The following is a 22,068-nucleotide window of genomic DNA, read 5'->3' on the forward strand; positions in this document are numbered from 1 at the left end:
AATTGTTGCCTCCTACTTTACACTTTTCAACTGTCTTGACACCTATATTTACATAGTTTTAAAATAATGACAAGAGTTTTTTTATAATTCTTATTTTCACTACCATTTAAAAAAATAAAAGAAATGTAACTCTTACTAGAGAGAGGAACTTACATGATGATATATCTTGATTATGCAGCTACTACACCTATGAGCGCGGAAGCATTACAAACATATACGAAAGCAGCATCGCAATACTTCGGAAATGAACAAAGTTTACACGATATTGGAGGAACGGCCTCTTCTTTACTACAAGTTTGTAGAAAAACATTTGCCGAAATGATTGGTGGAAAGGAACAAGGGATATTCTTCACGAGCGGTGGGTCAGAATCGAACTACCTTGCGATTCAGTCCCTTCTCAATGCCCAAAATAAGAAGCATATTATTACGACACCTATGGAACATGCATCCATTCGAAGTTATTTTCAATCCTTACAATCAAAAGGGTATACAATTACTGAAATTCCTGTTGATAAAAATGGACTCATTCGTTTAATAGATTTAGAAGAAGCTATTACAGAAGATACTGTTCTAGCAAGTATACAGCACGGAAACTCTGAAATCGGAACCGTTCAAAATATCGCAGAGATTGGGGCACTTTTAAAAAAATATAACGTTTTATTTCATTCAGATTGTGTACAAACCTTTGGTAAACTTCCTATCCATGTTTTTGAGATGGGGATTGATAGTCTTTCTGTTTCAGCACATAAGATATACGGACCGAAGGGTGTTGGCGCTTGCTATATCAATCCGCAAGTTCGCTGGACACAAATATTTCCGGGGACTTCCCACGAAAAAGGATTTCGTCCAGGTACAGTGAACGTTCCTGGCATCGCAGCTTTTTTAACAGCTGCTGAGAATATATTAAAAAATCAACAAGAAGAAAGTTTACGTTTTAAAGGGTTACGATCTTACTTTTTAGAGCAAATACGAACACTTCCACTAAAAATTGAAGTAGAAGGTCATTCTACTTCTTGTTTACCACATATTATTGGGGTTACAATAAAAGGAATAGAAGGCCAATATACAATGCTAGAATGTAATCGCCGCGGTATTGCCATTTCTACCGGAAGTGCTTGCCAAGTTGGTAAACAAGAACCTTCGAAAACAATGCTTGCAATTGGAAAAACGTATGAAGAGGCAAAACAATATGTCCGCTTCTCTTTTGGACAACAAACAACGAAAGATCAAATTGATACTACTATTCATGCACTACACACAATTGGAAATCAATTTTATAGAGGTGTTAAATCATAATGAAACAAAATGAACAAAAAAAGATTTTAGGTGAAGAAAGACGACAACTTATCCTTCAGTGGCTTCTCGCTGCAAATGAACCGTTATCCGGAAATGAGCTATCGAAAAAGACAAACGTAAGTAGACAAGTTATCGTGCAAGATATTTCCTTGCTTAAAGCACGAAACGAACCGATCATTGCGACTGCTCAAGGCTATTTATATTTAAAACCACAAGAAAAACAGCAAGCTTTCGAACGCGTAATTGTATGCCAACATAAACCAGCAGAAGTACGTCAAGAACTTACAATGCTTGTTGACCACGGCGTTACGATTAAAGATGTAAAAGTTGAGCATCCTGTATACGGTGACTTAACAGCATCCATCATGGTAAGTAATCGCTTTGATGTAGAGCAATATTTACAAAAAATCGAAAATACAAACGCTTCCTATCTATCGCAACTAACAGATGGTATTCACTTACATACAATTGAAGCGGATTCTAAAGAAAAATTAGACGCTGCTTGCGAGGCTTTAGATAAAGCAGGATTTCTCGTTTATTAATGTAAAGCACAGAGTTTTTTATCATTCTCTGTGCTTTTTTAATGATATAATATTGTAATCAATTGTAAAGGAGATCAAAGATGGGAATTGAACTCGTTCACTTTAGCATTGGCAAACCAAAACAAATGAAATATGGCGAAGATAAAGAAATGATAACAGGTATATGTAAAGATTCTACGGAAGAAGCTTTTCTCTCAAAAGATGGCTTCCTTGGTGATGACGTAGCGGATTTAAAACACCATGGGGGACCTGATCGTGCAGTTTGTGTGTACCCACACGAGCATTACGCACTATGGGAAGAAGAATTCCAAACAACACTCCCCGCTTCTGCATTTGGCGAAAACATTACCGTAACAAATATGTTAGAGCGTGATGTTTGCATCGGAGATACATACAAATTAGGTGAAGCAATCATTCAGGTGACACAAGCAAGAGTACCTTGTAGCACGATTTCAAAACGCCTCGGTATTCCTGGCATACTGCCGCGCATTGTAGCAACTGGATTTACTGGCTATCTATGCCGCGTTCTTCAAGAAGGTACTGTACGTAAAGATTCTAAAATTACTTTACTAGAACGTCAACCGAGCAATGTTTCTGTCTTGTTCTCTAACGAAATTTATTTTCATAATAGAAAAGATAGAGATGGCATCGAAAAGATTCTTGCTGTTCCAGAACTAGCTGACGTTTGGCGTGGTCAATTAGAAGAGCGTCTTGCGAAGTTAAAATAAAGAATCCCACCATTTATAGGTGGGATTTTATTGATCTATCACACGGTATAATCTAACTCCCCTTATAACCAATAAGAAGAATAACTCCCCAGCACCGTAACAGAAAAACCGAGTGCTTCAAGTTCCATCGTTACGCCTGGCAATAATACATCATCATATGCTTTATCGACATCAATCAAGAAAAAGTAATTTCCAAGACCCGTTTTCATCGGGCGCGATTCAATTTTTGATAAGTTTAATTTTCTCCATGCGAAAGCTGATAACACTTGATATAGTGCCCCTGCATAATCAGCAGGTAACGTTATCATAAGCGTCGTTTTCTCTCCGCGGTTTTCTCCATTATTTGAGAGTATAGCTTTCTTTTTCTTATGGAGCACTAGGAAACGTGTATGATTATTTTTATGTGTATGAATACTTCGTCTTACGATCGTTAATCCGTATTTCTCTGCAGCTGCTTCATTTGCAATGGCAGCAATTTTTTCTTCAGGATGTTCTTTCACATATTGCGCAGCAGCACTTGTTGATGTCATATCTCGAGCAGTTATCCCTTTTAATTCTTCATTTAAAAACTTATGACATTGGGCAATAGCGTGTGGATGAGAATGCACTGCATATACTTCTTCCCACACTTCTGCATACTGCGGATGTACAAGTAAATGTTGCTGAATGGGCACTGTAATTTCTCCTACAATAGAAAGTGGTTGCTCATGTACAAGATAATCAACCGTTATATTCACTGAACCTTCTATGGCATTTTCTAGTGGTACCACTGCATAATCTACATTTCCATTTGCAGCTGCATCCATACAATCTGGGATCGTTCGATACGGTACATGCTCTGCTTCCGGAAAAAAACGACTCACCGCCATATTTGTAAATGTTGCTTCTGGTCCTAAATATCCTACTCGAATCATCGTCTTTTCCCCTCTTTTTCGTTTTCTTACTGTTATACCATACTTTTTTATATTCTTCTATGTAAATTTCGAATATTAAAAAAAGACTAGCATTTGCTAGTCTAAATGTTTCCTATATTCTCTTTGAGCAAAAAAGAAATAAACGATGCATGCAACAATATAAAATAGAATAAACAAGCCTACTTTTCGTAATGAACCATCCATAAAGATTGTATTATGAAATGTATATAACGCAACCGCACTATGCATACTTCCTACTATAATTGGCGCAAAAAATAGCATACATAATTGCCAGCGAGAAATCTTCCACACTTCTTCTTTCGTCATTCCAAGCTTAGAAAGCGCCCCGTACTGCTTTCGATCCGATGCAATATTATGAAACCATTTAAAGTATACGATACTACACGATGTAAGGAAAAATAATATACTAATGAATGAGCCTACAAATAGAGTAATATCGCCGCCCTTTTTCATAGTTACATAAAATTCCATATTACTTCGAAATGCATGATCTTTATCTTGTTTCATATGTTTCCGTAAATCTTCATTTAATTCTTTCGTATTTTCGATACTTGGTAATGTATAGCCTCTATATATCATTTTTTCAGAATCAGGAACCTGATTTGCTATACTGTCAAAGTCTTTATCATTCATGACGAAGAACAGACCGTTAATGTGCGAAGGATGATAGTTAAATTGGACCCCTTCCTTTTGACCGTTAAATACGAAGGAATAAGTTTGATTCATTACTTGTAGTTGAATCTCTTTTTGATCATATACATTCGGATGATTGTATTTATTATAATAAACAAGTGTGACTGTTCCTTTTTTAGGATGATACGTTTTCTGTTTTTGTTTTCTTGCCTCCTGATTGTATTCACTTTCTTTAATGAGTGGCGCTACTTCTGTTTCTCCCTTATTGATCTGAAAAGATGCATACACTCCAACAAAACTCATAAATTGAAAATCATCATATCCATATTGATGCAGTAATTGTTCAACCGTACCTTCCTCAAAGACTTCATGGGTAGAAACACCTTTTTCTATGTATGAAAATGAGTGTGCGCCCCCATCTCGCCACATATCTTGCATGCTAGAAAAATATAAGAACACCGTACCTGTTGCTGTAACTACAAATGTCGTTGCCATAGAAAGCATAAAGAAAAAGCGACCATTTTCCTTCATTCGATGTGACAATTGATTCACTATAAATAAATACGGATATGTATACATAATCTTTTTATTTCGTTTTATTATTTCTAATATTTGAGCAGTGCCGTGTGTAAAAGAAAAATACGTTCCGAAAGAGACAAGTATAGACACAGGGAAAAAATAGACCGCTATCGTTAGTATGGTCGCTTGTAACGCTAACGCATATCCTATACCTAAACAAATAAATCCGAATATACAAAGCCACATTGATGTTTTCTTCTCTTTTTTATCTGCTCGAAATTCTTTCAATAACCGAATGATTTTTATATTCCATATACGTAAAGCACTTATAAATGATAAGACAACAAATACGACCATATACGCAATAAATGTTCCCCCAATTGCTCTCAAGTCAAATATGACAGGGAGTTCTTTCGGAAGCCCCAGTAACATACTAAACACCATAAAGAAGAGCTTTAAAAAAATCATGCCAAGCCCAATACCAAAAATATTAGCAAATACCCCGATCAACATTTGCTCGGTCATAATTACGCCAATTACGTTAGATTTCGTTGCTCCCATTAACATATATAATCCTAATTCTTTCTTACGTGCCTCTATGAAAATAGAAGTAGAATACAAAATAAATATGACGAAAAAAGAAATGATAATAACATTACATATGATCAGTCCCCAGCGTACGTTTTGATACCACATCGTCTCTTGCATATACGGATGTACAATGACGGACATGTATGCAAAAGACGCAAATATCGCAAAACAACTACTTAAGAAAAATACTTTATAATTACGCCAATTTCCTTTTATATTTTGCAGCGCTAGTTGCCGAATGTTCATCTATCGTCCTCCTGTAACTTACTACATAGGCAAAAAGCTAGAGGTTCCCCTAGCTTTTTACGTGTTTTAAATATCCTCTTTGCGCGATCATAAAGTAAATCGCAGAAGCTAAAATGTATGCTCCAATTACAAGCGCACCTGATTTCCATAAATCGAGATAAAGCATTTTTCCTAACGTATGAAGAGCAAATCCACTATGAATAGCGCCGATGACAATTGGGATAAAGAAGATAACGCCCATTTGTCGAATTGCAATTTTACGAATTTCTTTATCTGTCATACCGATTCTCTTTAACGATTTAAATTGAATACGATCTTGTTCTTTATCGTTAAACCATTTAAAGTATGTCATACTACAAGCGAAGAAGAAGAATAGTACAGCTACAAAGAAACCGATGAACATTGTAATTGCACCACCTTCTCTTATAGCCTTATACGCAAACACTGAATTTCTCAATTCCCCTTGCTTTTCTGGTGCAATTTCCTTTTTCAAATCTAGCACAAGATCTTCGGTACTTTTCCAATCTTCAATATAATAACCATAATATTTCGTCTTTTCTTCATCTGGTACAAGCTTTGCATATTTCTCAAAGTCTTGATCATTCACAATAAGATATTCGCTATCGTTAAAAACAGAATATGACGTTGGCTCGTTTAATTGAACAGACTGCTTTTGTCCGTTAATCTTAAATTCATACGGTTTCGTACGATCTATTTTCATAAGTTCATTTGCTGCATCAACCATAACCATCGTCGCGCTACCTGGTGCATTATGAACCTCTGTAATTTGCTCTTTCTTTTGTTTACGCACTTCCGCGTTATATTCTTTTTCTGAAATAATCGCCATTGGTACTTCACGTTCACTGTTAAACAACATTATTTTCTGTGTTGCAGGTAGTTTTACATAGGTTACTTTTCGTGCATCTTCAAACCCATTTCTTTTTACAATCTCTTGTACTTTTTCTTCATTAATAAGGCTATGCGTATTTAATCCCTTTTCCTCATATGAAATAGCATGTGGCGTAAGCTCTATCGTTTTCGCACTCATATTTTCAAAATATACGTACAGTGTACCTACTGCTGAAGATACTACCGCCGTAATGATAGAAATTACAAATAAAAAACGAGCATTATCCTTCATTTTATAAATAAGATTGCTAAGTACGAACATATTTGGGTATGTATAAAAAGATTGTTTTCGTTTTTGCAATGCTTTTAATACAACTGTACTTCCTTGTGTAAATAGTAAATACGTTCCGCCAATGGTCAATCCTACAATTGGTAAGAAATATATAATAAAATTCATAATGGTTACTTGGAAACAAAGAACATATGCAGCAATAATACATCCTATACCAACTATGCATAACCATGTAAATGCAAAAGGCTCTACTTTTTGTTTTCTTGCTTCTCTTAATAAATCAATAATTTGCAAGCGCCCTACTGTCCAAACACTAAACAATGATAGGATTAAAAAGAGAATAAAGTACACACCAGCTGTAATAAGAACTGCTTTACTATTCCATACGAGCGGTAGTGTTTTATCAATTTTTAGTAATACACTCAGTGCTTGGAAAAATAGTTTTGAGCAAAGCATTCCGACCCCAATACCAACTACAATTGCAATACTACCTAACATCAGTTGCTCTAATATAATCATTCGGCCGAGCTGCGATTTCGTTCCGCCTATTAATGTTAGTAGACCAAACTCTTTTTTTCTTGCTCGTAAAAACGTTGAATTTGCATATAAAATAAAGAGTGCTGAGAAGATGACTACAATATAATTCATTGATTCTAACCCTTTTGAAATCATCTCCCTCATACTAATATTACCGCCTACAACATCTGGATGATAAATGAAGGAAGCATACATGAAAAATACGACTATCGATAAACAACTACTTATAAGAAACGCTTTATAATTACGCCAATTTCCTTTTACATTATTAAGCGCGAGCTGGCGAAAGTTCATGATATTCCCCTCCTAGCATCGCAAGTACGTCCAGAATTTCTTGGAAAAAGGCTTGTTTCGTTCTTCCCTTATGTATTTCTGAGAAAATCTCTCCATCACGTATGAAAAGAATACGTTCGCAATAACTCGCCGCTACTGGATCATGCGTTACCATTGCAATTGTTACTTTCTTTTGTTCATGCAAATCTTGCAACGCGCTCATTAATGATTTTGCCGACTTAGAATCTAAGTTTCCAGTTGGCTCATCTGCTAAAATTAGCGTCGGTTCATGAATGATCGCTCTCGCAGCTGCTGCACGTTGTTGTTGGCCACCTGATACTTCATATACCTTTTTATTTAAAATGCCCTCGATATTTAAAAACTTTGCAATCTCAAGCACTTTTGCATCGATTTCATTTACAGATTTCTTCGCCATTACAAGTGGTAAAATGATATTTTCTTTAATCGATAACGTATCAAGTAAGTTAAAATCTTGGAAAATGAATCCCAAATGTGTACGGCGAAACTCCGCTAATTTTGCAGCACGCATTTGATTAATTTCTTCCCCATTTACAAGCACATGACCTGAAGTTTGCTTATCAATTGTTGCTAATAAATTTAAAAGCGTTGTTTTTCCGCTCCCTGAAGGACCCATAATCCCTACAAATTCGCCTTCTTCTATTTTAAAATTTATATCATTTAAAGCAGTCGTTGCTACTGAACCTTTCGATTGGTACACCTTCGTTAATCCTTTTACTTCAAGAACACTCATTTCTAATCCCCCTATGTGTTTTCTTCTTACATTTACTATAAGAAAAATAAGAAAAAGAAACGAGTGATTTCCCTTACAAAACGTTTTGTTATCTTACAGTTTTGTCATTTTTCTCATTAATGTATGATATTCTTCATCTTTTGCAAATTGGAACGTGAATGTTGTCCCTTCCCCTTCAGCCGATTGCACATACATACCGTGATGTAAATTATCACAAATTTCCTTCGTAATATATAAACCCATTCCAGTCGCTTCTCTCGTTTTCCGGCCATTTACCCCTGTAAAGAATGGATCAAATATACGCTTTACATCTTGCTCTGGAATACCGATTCCATTGTCCTTAATATGTAATAACACCTTTTGATCTTTCTCTTCAATTTGAAATTGAATTTCCTTTTTCTCTGCTTCCGAAATTTTTGTATACTTAATTGCATTTACAACAATTTGTCCTATAGCAATACTGAGCCATTTTCTATCAGAGGCAACCATACAAGTATCTTCCTCAAACATCACTTTCGGAAATACAGACGATTGAATGAAGGACTTTCTATTTTCATTAATAATACCTCTAATAATATCTATCACATTTACTACTTCTACTTTATAATCTTTCGCAAACTGCTCTAACCTTGCCATATGTAACGCTAAATCTAAACCATTTAGTATGCGATTATTTTCTTCACGAATACTTTCAACTGTTGCCCTTGCTTCACGATGCTCTTTACCAAACTTCTGTAATAGTAACTCAATAACAGATACCGGTGTTTTCATTTGATGAATCCATTGGTTCATAAATATCATTTGCTGTTGTTCTTTTGCATGTTGTTTATGAACTTCATTCATATATTGCTGTCTTAATAGCGTAAACGATTCAACGACCATCTCTTGCTCTGCCGTATAAGAAGTATCAATAAGTAAGGAATCATGTAATGTATTTCCGCCAGTAACATACTTTTCAATCCTCTTTAAAAACACACTTCGTTTTCGGTAATCGTAAATGAGATATACAGTAAAAACAACTGTCCCTAATAAAAGTCCGTATAACCACGTATTCCAATCAATAGATCGCTTTTCTAAAAGACTTTGCAACTGCAAAACGAGCCCAAATAAACAGAGGCTAACAATGTAAGAAAGAATTAAAGAAAAGCGGTCCATGAGGTAATCTTTAACCTTCATGTCCTTCTCCCCACTCTGTAAGAAGCGCATAACCGTATCCACGTTTCGTTACAATTGCATTTTTAATGCCTAGCTCCTCTAGTTTCTTTCTTACACGTTTTACATTTACGGTTAATGTATTATCATCAACAAAAGCTACCTCATCCCAGAGGGCTTCTAACAATTCTTCGCGCGTTACATATTGATCTGCTTGTTTCATTAAACACTCTAATAAGTAAAATTCATTTTTTGTCAGTTCTGTTTGTTGCCCTTGCCACTCAACAACGTGCTGAGATGGGAATAACAACAGTCCATTTACACCTAAACAATCGCTTTCTGCCGTGGAAGCATATTCACCATACCCACGACGAAGTGCACTTTTTACCTTAGCCATTACAATGTCTAAATGGAATGGCTTCGTAATGTAATCATCTCCGCCATTTTCAATTGCCATTACTTGATCCATTTCCCCCGTTCTTGCAGAAACAAAAATAATTGGTGCATTCGATACAGTGCGGATTTGACGACACCAATAGAAACCATCAAAATACGGTAAATTAATATCAAGTAACACGAGATGTGGATTTACTTTTACAAACTCATCTTTTATATGTCGTAAATCACTTGCTCGAAATGACTGATAGCCATACCTTTCTAAATGCTCCTCTAATATCCCCGCGATTTTTTCATCGTCTTCTACAATTAATATTTTATACATGTTCACTTTCTCCCCATAAAAAGTTCTTATAAAACCACTTCTTTTTCTATTATAAATTGAAAATTTAATTAGTGGGGATTTTTTCCTGTATAAATCAGACTTTTACGATATAAAAAAAGACTGCCATATTTCGGCAGTCTTAGTCGATAAATTCAAATTCATATTCAAGAATTTTTACAATATCTCCGTCTTTTGCACCACGTGCACGAAGCGCTTCATCAATACCCATTCCGCGCATTTGGCGAGCGAAACGACGTACAGATTCATCACGTGAGAAGTCTGTCATCTTGAATGTTTTCTCGATATCGTAACCAGAGATAACAAACGTGCCATCACTTTCACGTGTAATGTCAAATTTAACACCTTCAGTCTCAAGTTTGTACATTACACTTGTATCAGACTCATCCGCAACTTCATGTATTGGGAATTCAGGTGTTGTTTCTAATAAGTTCGCTACTTCAAATAGTAAATCACGAACACCTTGTTTCGTTACAGCTGAGATTGGGAAGATTTTTACTTCGTCTCCCACTTTCTCTTTAAATGCTTGTAAGTTTTCTTCTGCATCTGGCATATCCATTTTGTTTGCAACAACAACTTGTGGACGCTCCGTTAAGCGAAGATTGTATTCTTTTAATTCATTATTAATCGTTACGTAATCTTCATATGGATCACGGCCTTCTAAACCAGACATATCAATTACATGCACGATTACACGTGTACGCTCAATATGACGCAGGAATTGATGACCAAGTCCAACGCCGGCATGTGCGCCTTCAATTAGTCCAGGAAGGTCAGCCATAACGAAGCTGCGGTTATCACCTGTTTCAACAACACCAAGGTTTGGAACGATTGTTGTAAAGTGATACTCTGCAATTTTCGGACGTGCTGATGATACGACAGATAATAATGTAGATTTACCTACACTTGGGAATCCAACAAGTCCAACGTCTGCTAGTACTTTAAGTTCTAGAATAACATCACGTTCTTGACCTGGTTCCCCATTCTCAGCAATTTCTGGCGCTGGGTTCGTAGCTGTTGCGAAACGTGAGTTACCACGGCCACCGCGGCCACCTTTTGCAATTACAGCTGTTTGTCCATGTGTTACTAAATCCGCAAGAATTTGACCTGTTTTTTCATCTTTTACTACCGTTCCTGGCGGAACTTTAACGATTAAATCTTCAGCTTTACGACCGTGCTGCCCTTTACTCATTCCGTGCTGACCACGATCAGCTTTGAAATGACGTTGGTAGCGGAAGTCCATTAATGTACGTAAGCCTTCTTCAACAACGAAAACAACATCTGCACCTTTACCACCGTCGCCACCTGCTGGACCACCTTTTGGAACATACTTCTCACGACGATACGCAACCATTCCGTTACCACCGTCGCCGCCTTTTACATATATCTTGACCTGATCTACAAACATTATTTCACCACACTTTTTTCAATTGGTTGTAATATAACTGAGACTTCTTCGTCTCTTACTGTATAAGAAATGGAATACCATTTATTGTTTTGGTTCGCAAGCCAATTCTGTAGTTCTTCTACACTCGTTAGCTTACCACGAAAATCAAAAAAGAAACGAGCATTCTCCGCGTCACATTCAATTGTGATACAAACATAATTTTCAACATATACGTCTAAACTATGCTGAAGCATTGAGAAAAATTGATTCGTCCATGTACATACAGTCTCATCTAAGTGAGATAAGTTATGTAAATTCCCTAATACTTCGTACTCCAATAAGCACGGCTGCTGTTTCCAATTATATGTTAAAATCCACTCTGAAAATAAAGGCATTGATAGCCCCATCAGATTGGATTCTTGTCTCGCTTCTTGGACAAAACGATCGATGAGACTATGAATTTCTTCCACTTTTCCAAGGGAAAGGTTTCCTTTCACCATCTGCATACGATTGAGCCAATCATGTCTTGAATGGCGCAATGCATCTATAATTGTCCATTTTTTATTCATTTAGATACTCCTTAATATAGAAAAACTCTAACCTGCACTCAGGTTAGAGTTTTCCGTGAGTTCTTATGCTTCTTGAGCAACAGGATATACGCTCACTTGTTTGCGGTCACGGCCAAGACGCTCGAAGCGTACTACGCCGTCAACTTTCGCGTATAAAGTGTCATCGCCACCACGACCAACGTTAACACCTGGATAAATTTTTGTACCGCGTTGACGGTAAAGAATTGAACCACCTGTAACCGTTTGACCATCTGCGCGTTTAGCACCAAGACGTTTTGACTGAGAGTCACGACCGTTCTTTGTACTACCTACACCTTTCTTAGATGCGAAAAACTGAAGATCTAATCTTAACATACGTTACACCTCCTGCACTTTTTCTATTAAACGGATATACTTTCCGTAATCAAGTTCGATCGTCTTAAGCGAAACAACCAATCCTTCTAAAAGTATCTGTGCTTTTTCTGCTGTATGAACGTCTAAATCATTAGGCAATTCATACGTTAAGAATCCACCATCACTTCCGAGTTCAATAGTTGCCTGCACATTACAAAGTTCTTCCACAGCATTTATGGAACCAAACACAACCGCTGTAGTTCCAGCACAGACAAGATCTTGTCCATGTGGCGCATAATCGGCATGTCCAGTCATTTTAAATGATTGGATACTTCCTAATTTCGTGCGACTTATCGTAATTTTAATCATGTTAACCAGAATTAAGCGTTGATAGCTTCAACAACTAGCTTAGTGTAAGGTTGACGATGACCTTGTTTCTTACGATTGTTCTTTTTCGCTTTGTATTTGAAAACGATGATTTTCTTAGCGCGACCGTGTTTTTCAACTTTCGCAGTAACTGTTGCACCTTCTACAACTGGGCTACCAACTTTCACGTTTTCGCCACCAACGAAAAGAACTTTGTCAAAAGTAACAGTTTCACCAGCTTCAACATCTAATTTTTCAATGTAGATTTCTTGACCAGCTTCAACTTTGATTTGTTTTCCACCTGTTTCGATAATTGCGTACATACTTGCACCTCCTCTTAATTACTAAGACTCGCCAAAAACGAGGTAGACATAAATGCCTTTAAGGAACCTGTCTTGTGCGGTTGTAGCATATAGCCGTTTAGGTGCTATAAACTATAACATAAAGATGTTATCATGAATCATAGACTATTGTCAATGAAAGTTCTAATAACTATTTTTTCCGTTCTATAATTTCTTTTTTACTTCCAAAACGGATAATAGCGTACTTTTCGATCATATCATCTTTGAAATAAATTTCAAATGGAATATTTTTTTGTAATTCTTTTTGCAAAAATTGTTTTTGTAATTCTTTAGGTGCAGAGATTAATACTGCCTCATCTTCTATATTGCCATATGTAATTAGCTCTCTCTCTAGCTCATACGCAATCGTTTCATATGACATGACATAACCCGTCGCTTTGCACGGTGCACACTCTTCAAGTAATACGTCACGTAAAGAATGTTTTTTACGTTTACGTGTCATCTCTAAAATCCCTAACTCTGTGAACCCGAGCACTCTTGTATATGTGCGATCATTTTGCATAGCAGCGATGAGACATTCTCTTATTTTTTCTTTATCTTCTCTTCTTTTCATATTAATAAAGTCAATTAATATCATACCACCAATATCACGCAGTCTTAATTGACGCGCTATCTCTTCAGCTGCTACTTCATTTGTACGAAGGACTGTATCTTGTAAATTCTGTTTTCCAGTAAACTTACCCGTATTCACATCAATTACAGTCATCGTCTCCATTTGTTCCACAATTAAATAAGCACCATTTGGGAGCCAAACAATTTTTTGAAGTGCTTTCTCAATCTCACGCTCTATGCCAAAATGGTTAAATATTGAAGACTTTTCATTATAAAAAGATATTTTTTCTTTGCCGACTTTTTCTTCTAATTCTTTTACTATACTTCTTGTATCTACAACTACTTTTTCAATCGTTTCAATTGGATTCTCTTGAAATACACGATCTAAAAAAGTCGCCGGTCGATGAAGTAGTAACGGTGCCTTTCCTTGGCCCTCTTTTCTTTTTAACTCTTCATATAACTGCTGTAACCTTTGCATTTCAGCTTGTATTTCTTCAATTTCTCCTTTTTCAGAAGCTGAGCGGAAAATATAACCTCCTTTCCCTTCTACTTCAATTTGGAGTAATTGTTGCCTTCTTTTATTGTTTTTTATTTTCCGAGAAACCGCACGCATTTCATCATATGGCATATAAACGACATATTTCCCGGTAAATTCTATATTTGCTGTCAATTTTGGTCCTTTCGTATCAATTGCCTCTTTTACAACTTGTACGAGTACCGCTTTTCCTTCATGTATATGATAAGAAGATGGTACATCATCGTACGAAAGATAAGCATGTTTTTCTAAACCGATATTTACAAAAGCTGCGTTCATTCCAGCAATCGTTCTTACGATACGTCCAACATAAATATGCCCAACAATCTCTTGTTCTTCATTTCGTTTCCATAAAAACTCAACAATTTTCTTATTCTCTTCAATTGCAACGCGTTTTTCCGATCCAGCGTAGTTCATATATAACGTTTTCAAAATACTTTCCTCACTTTATAATCTTCTTTGCTTTTACAATAATAAAAGGTTAGTGCTAACGTCAACACTAACCGATTAATTCTTCAACAGATGAAGTTGTTCGTTTTTCAGTAAAATACGCATAAAGCAATTCATTTTCATCCAATGTGTAATGTTCTTTATATTTTCCGCGGACGATAATAGAATGCTTATAGCCTCTACGAAATTTTGTGAATATCTTATATAAATGATCTTCTGATTGCACCTCAATCGGTGCAATCTTTTCAATTCCTCTTTTGTTCCCATAATAACGTTCTAATAAAAAACGCATAAAGGCATACCGTCTTTGCTTCCATTCTTGATATAACGACACCGCTAAAAATATGAGTAGTACCCACATCATAATATTGTTACTATTCCAAAGTAACTGCCATCCTAGTATGACACTAAAAAAAACACATGATAATTTCATCATCTTTTCATGTGCTTGTAAATAAGGAAAACGATATGATAGTACGTTAAACAATACTTTTCCACCATCAAGAGGCCAAATAGGTAGTAAATTAAACGCTAAAATAATTATATTATTCCACATAAAGAAATAATATAATTCCGCATGAAGCCAACCAGCTTCAAACAACATATAGCCTACCGCCATCATCCAAATATGTTGAATAGGTCCTGCAATTACAACAACTAGTTCCTCTTTCAATGATTTATTCCCATGTTCCTCAAGCTCAGCCACACCACCAAACGGCAAAAGTTGAATCTTCTTAATACGCCAATTATAGTGTGCCGCTGCAAAAGCATGCCCAAGTTCATGGATGAGAACGATACAAAATAACAGTAGTAACTCTTTAAAACGTGCCGTGAAAATACCAATGACAATAATAACCCAAAACAACGGATGTACTGAAATCTTTGTTAAAACATCTCTATATTTAATCAAATGAAATCACCTGAATCGGATCAATAAATTTTTCGTCCTTTTTTATTGCGAAATAAAACTTACCATTTTTATTATTCGCATCATTATTCACTGTTCCAATTTTTTGTTTCTTTGAAACGTAATCATATAATTTCACTGACATATCATTTAAATTTGCATACCATGACTCCGTACCATCTGCATGCTGAATTTGAACTGTATTACCAAGTTCCTCTTTCTTGCCCGCAAAAACTACTAGCCCTTCATTCACTGACTCAACAGTTGCATTTGTAGCTGTTTGTACAAATACACCTTGGCCATTTTTTTGAAACCCTTGCATCACCTTTCCGGAAGCAGGAATGGCATAATCTTTTTGCTGAATCGTTTCTTCTTTTTTCTCATTAGGCGAATAGAACACGAGCGGTTTTCCAAACTGTTTTTCGTACCATTTCGCTACAGTAGCAAACTGAAATTCTTCTTTCATCACTTTTTCTGTAACAGCTTTAGCACCGTCGAAAGAAGCTGGTGCATTCTTATATAAAATAGCGACAGAAAGAACTAATATTGCTGATAACAATACTTTGAAGAAAAACACTTCTTTTCGAAATAAAGGATGAATTTCCTTTTCTCCATCTTCAATAAACACTGTTTCACTATCAAAATTCCCTCCAGCAAAATACTGCTCTTCCTCCATCCTTTCTTGCTCTGCCTTCCTCTTCGCAATCCGTTTTTTAATTTCTTCTACACGTCTATTCTTCATACTGTCTCCTTTCTTTCGTTAAGCTAATGTACATAGAAACAGTTGTATACAGTTTGTACATATGTATGAGCTAGGTATGGAAGATATTCGTGTGAAGAAAAAAGAAAGCACTCCGCAAATATGCGAAGTGCTTTTAACGGATTCCAAAGAAGTTTTTCACCTTTGTAAATACCGATACCTTTTCTTGTTCAAATGCTTGTAATGGGACATTCTCACCCAACAAACGTCTTGCAATATTACGATAAGCTAACGCTGCTTTTCCGCTCGGTTGCAACGCTACAGGCTCACCTGTATTTGTAGCACGAATAACTTCATCATCATCTTCGACAACACCAAGAAGCTCGATTGACAATGTACGTACGATTTCATCAACATCTAACATATCCTGTTCATGAAGCATATGACTACGCACACGATTAATAACAAGTTTCGGTGGTTCAATATCCTCTTTTTCTAAAAGCCCGATAATACGATCCGCATCGCGCATTGAGGATACTTCTGGCGTCGTAACAACAATTGCTTTATCCGCACCAGCTACCGCATTTTTAAATCCCTGCTCAATCCCCGCAGGACAATCAATTAATATGTAATCATAATCTTGACGTAATACTTGTATTAATTCATCCATTTGTTCAGGTGTTACCGCTGATTTATCACTCGTTTGTGCTGCAGGTAATAAATAAAGATCATCAAAACGTTTATCTTTAATAAGAGCCTGAGGTAAACGGCAACGCCCTTCAACGACATCAACAAGATCAAATACAATACGATTTTCCAGCCCCATTACTACGTCTAAGTTTCGAAGACCGATATCTGTGTCAATTAAGCACACTTTCTTTCCAGATAACGCTAGGGCTGTCCCAATGTTCGCAGACGTTGTAGTTTTACCTACACCGCCTTTTCCAGATGTAATTACTATTGCCTCTCCCACAGCTATACAATTCCCCTTTCTAACTTTGTTAAATTAGGTCTAAGATGAGTGAGAAGTTGCAGTCGATCGACAACAATGTGATTGTTCTCATTAATATACGCACATTCTGCCGCCTCCGCTCCGTCTTCTTTCTCTTCCGGAGCCCGCATTGCCACATCACTAATTCGAAGTTGCATCGGGTTCATAACAGATGCAGCGATTACAGCATCTGAATCCCCATAATAGCCCGCATGTGCAATTCCTCTTAATGATCCTACGACAAAAATATTCCCCCCAGCGATAACCGTTCCGCCTGGATTAACATCACCAATTAACAATAAATTTCCTTTTACATGTAAAACTTGTCCAGAGCGAACAATTTTGGAAATAGGGACGATTTCTGTTTCTTCTTTCCAAGCTATTGCTTCCTCTTTCGTTATAACATCACTTTCAATCGAATCCACAACGAGATTCTTTTTATTACGAATTAACGTACGAATCTCTTCTTGTTGGACTTCTGTTAAATAACGGTTTCCTACTTTCACATGCACTTCAATTAAAGAGCGTCCATCACCATCATAGTAATGTGTAGAAAGCTTTTCATCCAATTCCTTCAATAATTCAGAGAATGAACAACAATCATCTAAATGAAGGGTTATTCCGTCTTTTGTCCCTTTTATTGTTACATTTTGTTGCTTTTTTTCTTCCACTAAAGTTCACCCCACCGATTCAATTCGACATAAAATTAGAAAATCCTTTTTTCTTTTTCTTCCATCGCTTTTGAAAGACGCACTAAATATCGTCTCAGTGGGAAACAAACTATCAATAAGAAAATTGCATTTAGCAATAAAGTAGACAGGAGACGATCTGTGAAAAAGACATACGCCGACATATGAGTACGTCCTAACAAAGTTAAAAATCCATACACATAATACTCTAATGCTACTATGCTAGCTAGTACGATAGAAGTAACAATAAATAAATTCAATTGTAGTACCTTCATCACACTATAAACTAAATAAACTAAAATCGGATACGCAAAAATATATATACCAACAAGTTCCGTGTATACGGTATCAAATAAGAAACCAAATAATAGTCCGTAATAAATCCCTTGGACCGGACTATAGTACACAGTAATAAAACATAACACAATGATAAAGAAATGAGGTGATGCTATACTGTCTTTCCAAAAAACCTCTGTTGGAACAATAGTAGCAAACATATTTTCAAATAAAAAAGCAAAAAGGAGCAAAAGAGGAAGAGCTGCTCTTTTTAAAATCTTCATCATCTCTTCTCCCCCTCCTATTCTAATGGCGCTGAAGGCGTTTCACGTTTCGCAACTACAACATGCTCTACGTCATTTAAATCAGCGGCTGGCTTTACATAAGCTGTTTTTGTTAAACCGTATGGATCCTGCTGAACTTCAACGATTTTTCCAATTACAAGACCTTTCGGGAAAATATCACCGAGCCCAGATGTTACAACTAGTTGATCCTTATCTACCGGTGCATCAGAACCAATCTTTGTGAAAAGAAGTAAGTGCTTTTCTTTATCGTAACCTTCAATCAATCCAAAGATTTTCTCATTCCCTTGTACGATAGCAGAAACACGATTTGTTCGGCTCATAGAACTTAACAATTCTACTGATGATGTAAACTGAGATACACTTTTCACTCGTCCCACTAAACCTTGTGGAGTTAATACAGCCATATCTTTTTTTATTCCTTGCTGTGCCCCTTTATCAAGTCCAACTAAATCGTACCATTTATCTGGATTACGAGAAACAACAGTCGCTGGAATTTCAGTATAACCGCTATTTAACTTATCTTTACCCGTTAACTCTTGTAACTTCTTGTTATCATCTTCTAATTGTTTTACTTTCCCTGATAGACCTGCATAATTGTCTAATTTTGCTTTTAATTCTTTATTCTCTTCATACGTGCGCTTTACATCCTCTACATTTTCGAAGAATCCAGCTACGTATTTCGCTGGCTTTTGGAATACACGTTCTACAACACCGACAGTGTCTTTAACAAACTGCTCTGGCCATGTTAAACTGTTCCGTTCTTTCAATGAGATTCCAATCAATGCCACGAGAAGAATAATACTAACTAACAAAACAATTAATCTTTTGTTTAAGAAAAACTGTGGCACGTTCACACCCTCTTAATTTCATTGATTTTTATTTTGCAATATTATCGAGCAGCAGTTTTGAAAAGATCGATATTGTCTAATGCTTTACCTGTTCCAATTGCTACGCAATCTAATGGGTCTTCTGCAACAAGAACTGGCATATTTGTTTCTTCACTAATTACTTTATCTAAGTTACGTAGTAATGCTCCGCCACCTGTTAATACGATACCACGGTCCATAATGTCTGCCGCTAATTCAGGTGGAGTTTTCTCTAACGTATTTTTAACAGATTCTACAATTGCATCTACTGTATCTTTTAATGCGTCTGCAATTTCTTCTGGTTGAATTAGTACTGTTTTTGGTAAACCACTTACTAAATCACGACCGCGAATTTCCATAGGTTCGATACCTTCTGGCTCGCCTGCAGAACCGATTTCTAATTTTAATGCTTCAGCTGTTCTTTCACCGATCATTAAGTTGTAGCTTTTCTTAATGTACTGAATGATTGAATCGTCCATATCATCACCAGCAACACGAACTGATTGACTTGTTACAATACCACCTAACGAAATGATTGCAACTTCTGTTGTACCGCCACCGATATCAACAACCATACTACCAGTTGGTTCCCAAACAGGTAAGTTCGCACCAATTGCTGCTGCAAATGGTTCTTCGATAGGATAAGCATCACGAGCACCAGCTTGACGAGTCGCATCGATTACTGCACGTCTTTCTACAGCTGTAATACCAGATGGTACACATACCATTACATATGGTTTACGTGAGAAGAATCCATTTGATTTTTGAGCTTGTTGAATGTAGTATTTCATCATTGTTGCTGTTGTTTCGTAATCAGCAATTACACCGTCTTTCATCGGGCGAAGTGCCACAACGTTTCCTGGTGTACGACCAATCATTTGTTTTGCATCGCTACCTACAGCAACGATTTGTTTCGTATCAGTTTGTAACGCTACTACTGAAGGTTCACGTAAAACTACACCTTTTCCTTTTACATATACAAGCGTGTTCGCAGTTCCTAAATCTATTCCAAGATCGCGAGTAAAGCCACCAAATCCAAACATATTATTTATCTTCCTTTCTTGTTTTCACGGACTCATTTTTTCTTACTTTATATTATAAAAACAGTACGTTTTTTATATCTTTATCCTTTTTGTAGATAATTTTCTACAAAAAACTCATAAATCACATTATAAAACAAAATAAGTAAAAAGCATAGTCTTAAATATGACCTTTTTCCTTTAAACTCACGAATTTATGGTCACCTATTATAATATGATCGAGCACTTCAATTCCGATAATCCGGCCGCATTCTACTAAGCGTTTTGTTACTTCAATATCTTCTCGGCTCGGCGCAGGGTCTCCTGAGGGATGGTTATGAAGACATATGATAGAGGCTGCTGCACGGCGAAATGCTTCTTTAAAAACTTCCCTGGGATGTACAATTGAAGAGTTTAAACTTCCAATAAAAATCGTTTGCCTATGTATAACTTGATTCTTTGTGTTCAAATAGAGACATACAAAATGCTCCTGTTGCAAGAAGCGCATTTCTTCCATCATATATGTGGCGCAATCTTCCGGGCTTCGAATGCTGTATCTATTTTGATATTCTAAACGCACCATTCTTCTACCGAGTTCAAAAGCAGCGATGAGCTGTGATGCCTTCGCAACTCCAACACCATGTATACTCACTAACTCTTCTAGCGTTGCGTCTTTCAACATACGTAAACCATCAAAATGATGCAAAATTTTATCCGATAACTTTAAAACTGTTTCTTCTTTAGAACCTGTTCTGAGTAACACTGCAAGAAGCTCCCGATTGGATAAACTTCCAGCCCCTTCTAACAATAAACGCTCCCGTGGCTGTTCTTCTTTGACAACATCACGAATACCGTTCATTTCTCCACCCCTTTATTTGTTCTCTCAAAGAAAATCCCATGCAGTTTTACGCATGGGTTACATCAATATTAAATTGTTTTAATTCCCGAACAAGACGTGAAATTGGTAACCCAACTACACTATAGTAGTCCCCTTGAATATGTTGAACAAAAATAGATCCTTTACCTTGAATCCCATAACTTCCTGCTTTATCCAAAGGCTCTTTTGATGCAATGTATGTGTCAATTTCCTCTTCTGTTAATTCCCAAAACGTAACTTCTGTACGCTCGTAAAAAGTGACTGTTTTGTCCTTTGCTATAATTGCAACACCTGTATACACCTCATGTGTTTTCCCTGATAATAATTGCAACATTTCTTTCGCCTCAGCCTCACTAGATGGCTTTCCAAGAATACGCGACTCATATGTAACAATTGTGTCTGCACCTAACACAATATAATCACTGTTATTTTCTGCTACCGCAGATGCTTTTTGCAGGGCAAGGGACATAACAATATCAGAAGGCGATGAATACGCACCAATCGTTTCTTCTACTTCACTTACAACAATTTCAAATGGTACACCCGCTAACTCAAGCAATTCCTTCCTGCGAGGTGATCCTGAAGCTAAAATAATTTTTTTCATATTTTCTCCTTCCTTTCTCACATGAAGCAGAATCATTTATATCAATCGTATCAAAGGAATAGTTTGTCCACAAATAAAAGAAATATTATTTTCTCTAAACAAAATAATACTTCCTTACCAAAACACGATTATATTCCTGTCATAGAGAAAGCACTTTACTCTAAATTCAAAAGAAA

Annotated in this window: 24 protein-coding genes and 1 other annotated feature; of the genes, 3 read left to right on the top strand and 21 right to left on the bottom strand. The window is 36.4% G+C overall.

Features of this window, described 5'->3' with window-relative positions; genetic code table 11:
- Positions 1-153: 153 nt before the first annotated feature.
- The 3 genes from PQF83_RS12890 to PQF83_RS12900 all read left to right on the top strand — a co-directional run bounded on the left by PQF83_RS12890 (position 154) and on the right by PQF83_RS12900 (position 2,566).
- Positions 154-1,296 carry an IscS subfamily cysteine desulfurase gene (locus tag PQF83_RS12890; RefSeq protein WP_000973747.1) on the top strand — a complete coding sequence of 381 codons (1,143 nt, stop codon included), beginning with the start codon at positions 154-156 and terminating at the stop codon, positions 1,294-1,296.
- Positions 1,296-1,838, top strand: coding sequence for a transcription repressor NadR (locus tag PQF83_RS12895; protein ID WP_000812272.1), 543 nt, complete (start codon positions 1,296-1,298; stop codon positions 1,836-1,838). Before PQF83_RS12890 ends, PQF83_RS12895 begins: the two co-directional genes overlap by 1 nt.
- An 80-nt stretch (positions 1,839-1,918) precedes the next feature.
- Positions 1,919-2,566, top strand: a complete 648-nt coding sequence (locus PQF83_RS12900) for an MOSC domain-containing protein (RefSeq protein ID WP_000510675.1) — start codon at positions 1,919-1,921, stop codon at positions 2,564-2,566.
- A gap of 62 nt (positions 2,567-2,628) precedes the next feature.
- Here the strand turns inward: PQF83_RS12900 and pheA are convergent, their stop codons facing one another.
- The 21 genes from pheA to PQF83_RS13005 form a co-directional block, all read right to left on the bottom strand.
- The gene (gene pheA, locus PQF83_RS12905; RefSeq protein WP_000621725.1) at positions 2,629-3,480 is read right to left on the bottom strand and encodes a prephenate dehydratase; all 852 of its coding nucleotides are present in this window, start codon (positions 3,478-3,480) and stop codon (positions 2,629-2,631) included.
- Positions 3,481-3,576: 96 nt separating this feature from the next.
- Positions 3,577-5,490 (bottom strand): ABC transporter permease, encoded by a 1,914-nt coding sequence (locus PQF83_RS12910; RefSeq protein WP_001026341.1) that lies wholly within the window; start codon positions 5,488-5,490, stop codon positions 3,577-3,579.
- A 49-nt stretch (positions 5,491-5,539) separates the two neighbouring features.
- A complete protein-coding gene (locus PQF83_RS12915) occupies positions 5,540-7,462 on the bottom strand; it encodes an ABC transporter permease (RefSeq protein WP_001011383.1) in 1,923 nt (640 codons plus the stop codon).
- The gene (locus tag PQF83_RS12920) at positions 7,437-8,213 is read right to left on the bottom strand and encodes an ABC transporter ATP-binding protein (RefSeq protein ID WP_000114533.1); all 777 of its coding nucleotides are present in this window, start codon (positions 8,211-8,213) and stop codon (positions 7,437-7,439) included. Before PQF83_RS12920 ends, PQF83_RS12915 begins: the two co-directional genes overlap by 26 nt.
- 93 nt (positions 8,214-8,306) lie before the next feature.
- Complete coding sequence (locus PQF83_RS12925; protein ID WP_000864967.1) at positions 8,307-9,389, bottom strand: HAMP domain-containing histidine kinase; 1,083 nt, start codon at positions 9,387-9,389, stop codon at positions 8,307-8,309.
- Positions 9,379-10,086 carry a response regulator transcription factor gene (locus PQF83_RS12930; protein ID WP_000276718.1) on the bottom strand — a complete coding sequence of 236 codons (708 nt, stop codon included), beginning with the start codon at positions 10,084-10,086 and terminating at the stop codon, positions 9,379-9,381. The genes PQF83_RS12925 and PQF83_RS12930 overlap by 11 nt, the downstream gene beginning before the upstream one ends.
- Before the next feature lie 139 nt (positions 10,087-10,225).
- Positions 10,226-11,512, bottom strand: a complete 1,287-nt coding sequence (gene obgE / locus PQF83_RS12935; RefSeq protein WP_000497115.1) for a GTPase ObgE — start codon at positions 11,510-11,512, stop codon at positions 10,226-10,228.
- Entirely contained in the window at positions 11,512-12,060 is a 549-nt protein-coding gene (locus PQF83_RS12940) for a sporulation initiation phosphotransferase B (protein WP_001037006.1), read from the bottom strand. The genes obgE and PQF83_RS12940 overlap by 1 nt, the downstream gene beginning before the upstream one ends.
- A gap of 63 nt (positions 12,061-12,123) precedes the next feature.
- Positions 12,124-12,414, bottom strand: a complete 291-nt coding sequence (gene rpmA, locus PQF83_RS12945) for a 50S ribosomal protein L27 (protein WP_000944958.1) — start codon at positions 12,412-12,414, stop codon at positions 12,124-12,126.
- A gap of 3 nt (positions 12,415-12,417) precedes the next feature.
- Positions 12,418-12,762, bottom strand: coding sequence for a ribosomal-processing cysteine protease Prp (locus PQF83_RS12950; protein ID WP_001993153.1), 345 nt, complete (start codon positions 12,760-12,762; stop codon positions 12,418-12,420).
- An 11-nt stretch (positions 12,763-12,773) separates the two neighbouring features.
- A complete protein-coding gene (gene rplU / locus PQF83_RS12955) occupies positions 12,774-13,082 on the bottom strand; it encodes a 50S ribosomal protein L21 (protein WP_000270908.1) in 309 nt (102 codons plus the stop codon).
- Positions 13,083-13,096: 14 nt separating this feature from the next.
- Positions 13,097-13,174, bottom strand: a sequence feature (ribosomal protein L21 leader region).
- A gap of 77 nt (positions 13,175-13,251) precedes the next feature.
- A complete protein-coding gene (locus tag PQF83_RS12960; RefSeq protein WP_000855452.1) occupies positions 13,252-14,640 on the bottom strand; it encodes an Rne/Rng family ribonuclease in 1,389 nt (462 codons plus the stop codon).
- A gap of 67 nt (positions 14,641-14,707) precedes the next feature.
- Entirely contained in the window at positions 14,708-15,568 is an 861-nt protein-coding gene (spoIVFB, locus tag PQF83_RS12965) for a stage IV sporulation intramembrane metalloprotease SpoIVFB (RefSeq protein ID WP_000599049.1), read from the bottom strand.
- Positions 15,561-16,307 (bottom strand): stage IV sporulation protein SpoIVFA, encoded by a 747-nt coding sequence (spoIVFA, locus tag PQF83_RS12970; RefSeq protein WP_000797468.1) that lies wholly within the window; start codon positions 16,305-16,307, stop codon positions 15,561-15,563. Before spoIVFA ends, spoIVFB begins: the two co-directional genes overlap by 8 nt.
- Positions 16,308-16,440: 133 nt before the next feature.
- Complete coding sequence (gene minD / locus PQF83_RS12975; protein ID WP_000503311.1) at positions 16,441-17,238, bottom strand: septum site-determining protein MinD; 798 nt, start codon at positions 17,236-17,238, stop codon at positions 16,441-16,443.
- A 2-nt stretch (positions 17,239-17,240) separates the two neighbouring features.
- Positions 17,241-17,927, bottom strand: a complete 687-nt coding sequence (gene minC, locus PQF83_RS12980) for a septum site-determining protein MinC (protein WP_000391517.1) — start codon at positions 17,925-17,927, stop codon at positions 17,241-17,243.
- A 35-nt stretch (positions 17,928-17,962) separates the two neighbouring features.
- Positions 17,963-18,508 (bottom strand): rod shape-determining protein MreD, encoded by a 546-nt coding sequence (mreD, locus tag PQF83_RS12985; protein WP_000975746.1) that lies wholly within the window; start codon positions 18,506-18,508, stop codon positions 17,963-17,965.
- A 14-nt stretch (positions 18,509-18,522) separates the two neighbouring features.
- Entirely contained in the window at positions 18,523-19,374 is an 852-nt protein-coding gene (gene mreC, locus PQF83_RS12990) for a rod shape-determining protein MreC (RefSeq protein WP_001135483.1), read from the bottom strand.
- Positions 19,375-19,415: 41 nt separating this feature from the next.
- Complete coding sequence (mreB, locus tag PQF83_RS12995) at positions 19,416-20,435, bottom strand: cell shape-determining protein MreB (RefSeq protein ID WP_000466737.1); 1,020 nt, start codon at positions 20,433-20,435, stop codon at positions 19,416-19,418.
- Between the two features lie 157 nt (positions 20,436-20,592).
- A complete protein-coding gene (radC, locus tag PQF83_RS13000; protein ID WP_001013383.1) occupies positions 20,593-21,270 on the bottom strand; it encodes a DNA repair protein RadC in 678 nt (225 codons plus the stop codon).
- 46 nt (positions 21,271-21,316) lie between these two features.
- The gene (locus PQF83_RS13005) at positions 21,317-21,892 is read right to left on the bottom strand and encodes a Maf family protein (protein WP_000720489.1); all 576 of its coding nucleotides are present in this window, start codon (positions 21,890-21,892) and stop codon (positions 21,317-21,319) included.
- Between the last annotated feature and the right edge of the window lie 176 nt (positions 21,893-22,068).

Source organism: Bacillus sp. FF-1 (assembly GCF_028548245.1).
Lineage (GTDB): Bacteria > Bacillota > Bacilli > Bacillales > Bacillaceae_G > Bacillus_A > Bacillus_A paranthracis.

Excerpts from the sequence above, each read along its gene's own strand:
- PQF83_RS12890 (WP_000973747.1), top strand. The coding sequence starts at position 154 with ATGATGATATATCTTGATTATGCAGCTACTACACCTATGAGCGCGGAA.
- PQF83_RS12895 (WP_000812272.1), top strand. The coding sequence starts at position 1,296 with ATGAAACAAAATGAACAAAAAAAGATTTTAGGTGAAGAAAGACGACAA.
- PQF83_RS12900 (WP_000510675.1), top strand. The coding sequence starts at position 1,919 with ATGGGAATTGAACTCGTTCACTTTAGCATTGGCAAACCAAAACAAATG.
- pheA (WP_000621725.1), bottom strand. The coding sequence starts at position 3,480 with ATGATTCGAGTAGGATATTTAGGACCAGAAGCAACATTTACAAATATG.
- PQF83_RS12910 (WP_001026341.1), bottom strand. The coding sequence starts at position 5,490 with ATGAACATTCGGCAACTAGCGCTGCAAAATATAAAAGGAAATTGGCGT.
- PQF83_RS12915 (WP_001011383.1), bottom strand. The coding sequence starts at position 7,462 with ATGAACTTTCGCCAGCTCGCGCTTAATAATGTAAAAGGAAATTGGCGT.
- PQF83_RS12920 (WP_000114533.1), bottom strand. The coding sequence starts at position 8,213 with ATGAGTGTTCTTGAAGTAAAAGGATTAACGAAGGTGTACCAATCGAAA.
- PQF83_RS12925 (WP_000864967.1), bottom strand. The coding sequence starts at position 9,389 with ATGAAGGTTAAAGATTACCTCATGGACCGCTTTTCTTTAATTCTTTCT.
- PQF83_RS12930 (WP_000276718.1), bottom strand. The coding sequence starts at position 10,086 with ATGTATAAAATATTAATTGTAGAAGACGATGAAAAAATCGCGGGGATA.
- obgE (WP_000497115.1), bottom strand. The coding sequence starts at position 11,512 with ATGTTTGTAGATCAGGTCAAGATATATGTAAAAGGCGGCGACGGTGGT.
- PQF83_RS12940 (WP_001037006.1), bottom strand. The coding sequence starts at position 12,060 with ATGAATAAAAAATGGACAATTATAGATGCATTGCGCCATTCAAGACAT.
- rpmA (WP_000944958.1), bottom strand. The coding sequence starts at position 12,414 with ATGTTAAGATTAGATCTTCAGTTTTTCGCATCTAAGAAAGGTGTAGGT.
- PQF83_RS12950 (WP_001993153.1), bottom strand. The coding sequence starts at position 12,762 with ATGATTAAAATTACGATAAGTCGCACGAAATTAGGAAGTATCCAATCA.
- rplU (WP_000270908.1), bottom strand. The coding sequence starts at position 13,082 with ATGTACGCAATTATCGAAACAGGTGGAAAACAAATCAAAGTTGAAGCT.
- spoIVFA (WP_000797468.1), bottom strand. The coding sequence starts at position 16,307 with ATGAAGAATAGACGTGTAGAAGAAATTAAAAAACGGATTGCGAAGAGG.
- mreD (WP_000975746.1), bottom strand. The coding sequence starts at position 18,508 with ATGATGAAGATTTTAAAAAGAGCAGCTCTTCCTCTTTTGCTCCTTTTT.
- mreB (WP_000466737.1), bottom strand. The coding sequence starts at position 20,435 with ATGTTTGGATTTGGTGGCTTTACTCGCGATCTTGGAATAGATTTAGGA.
- radC (WP_001013383.1), bottom strand. The coding sequence starts at position 21,270 with ATGAACGGTATTCGTGATGTTGTCAAAGAAGAACAGCCACGGGAGCGT.
- PQF83_RS13005 (WP_000720489.1), bottom strand. The coding sequence starts at position 21,892 with ATGAAAAAAATTATTTTAGCTTCAGGATCACCTCGCAGGAAGGAATTG.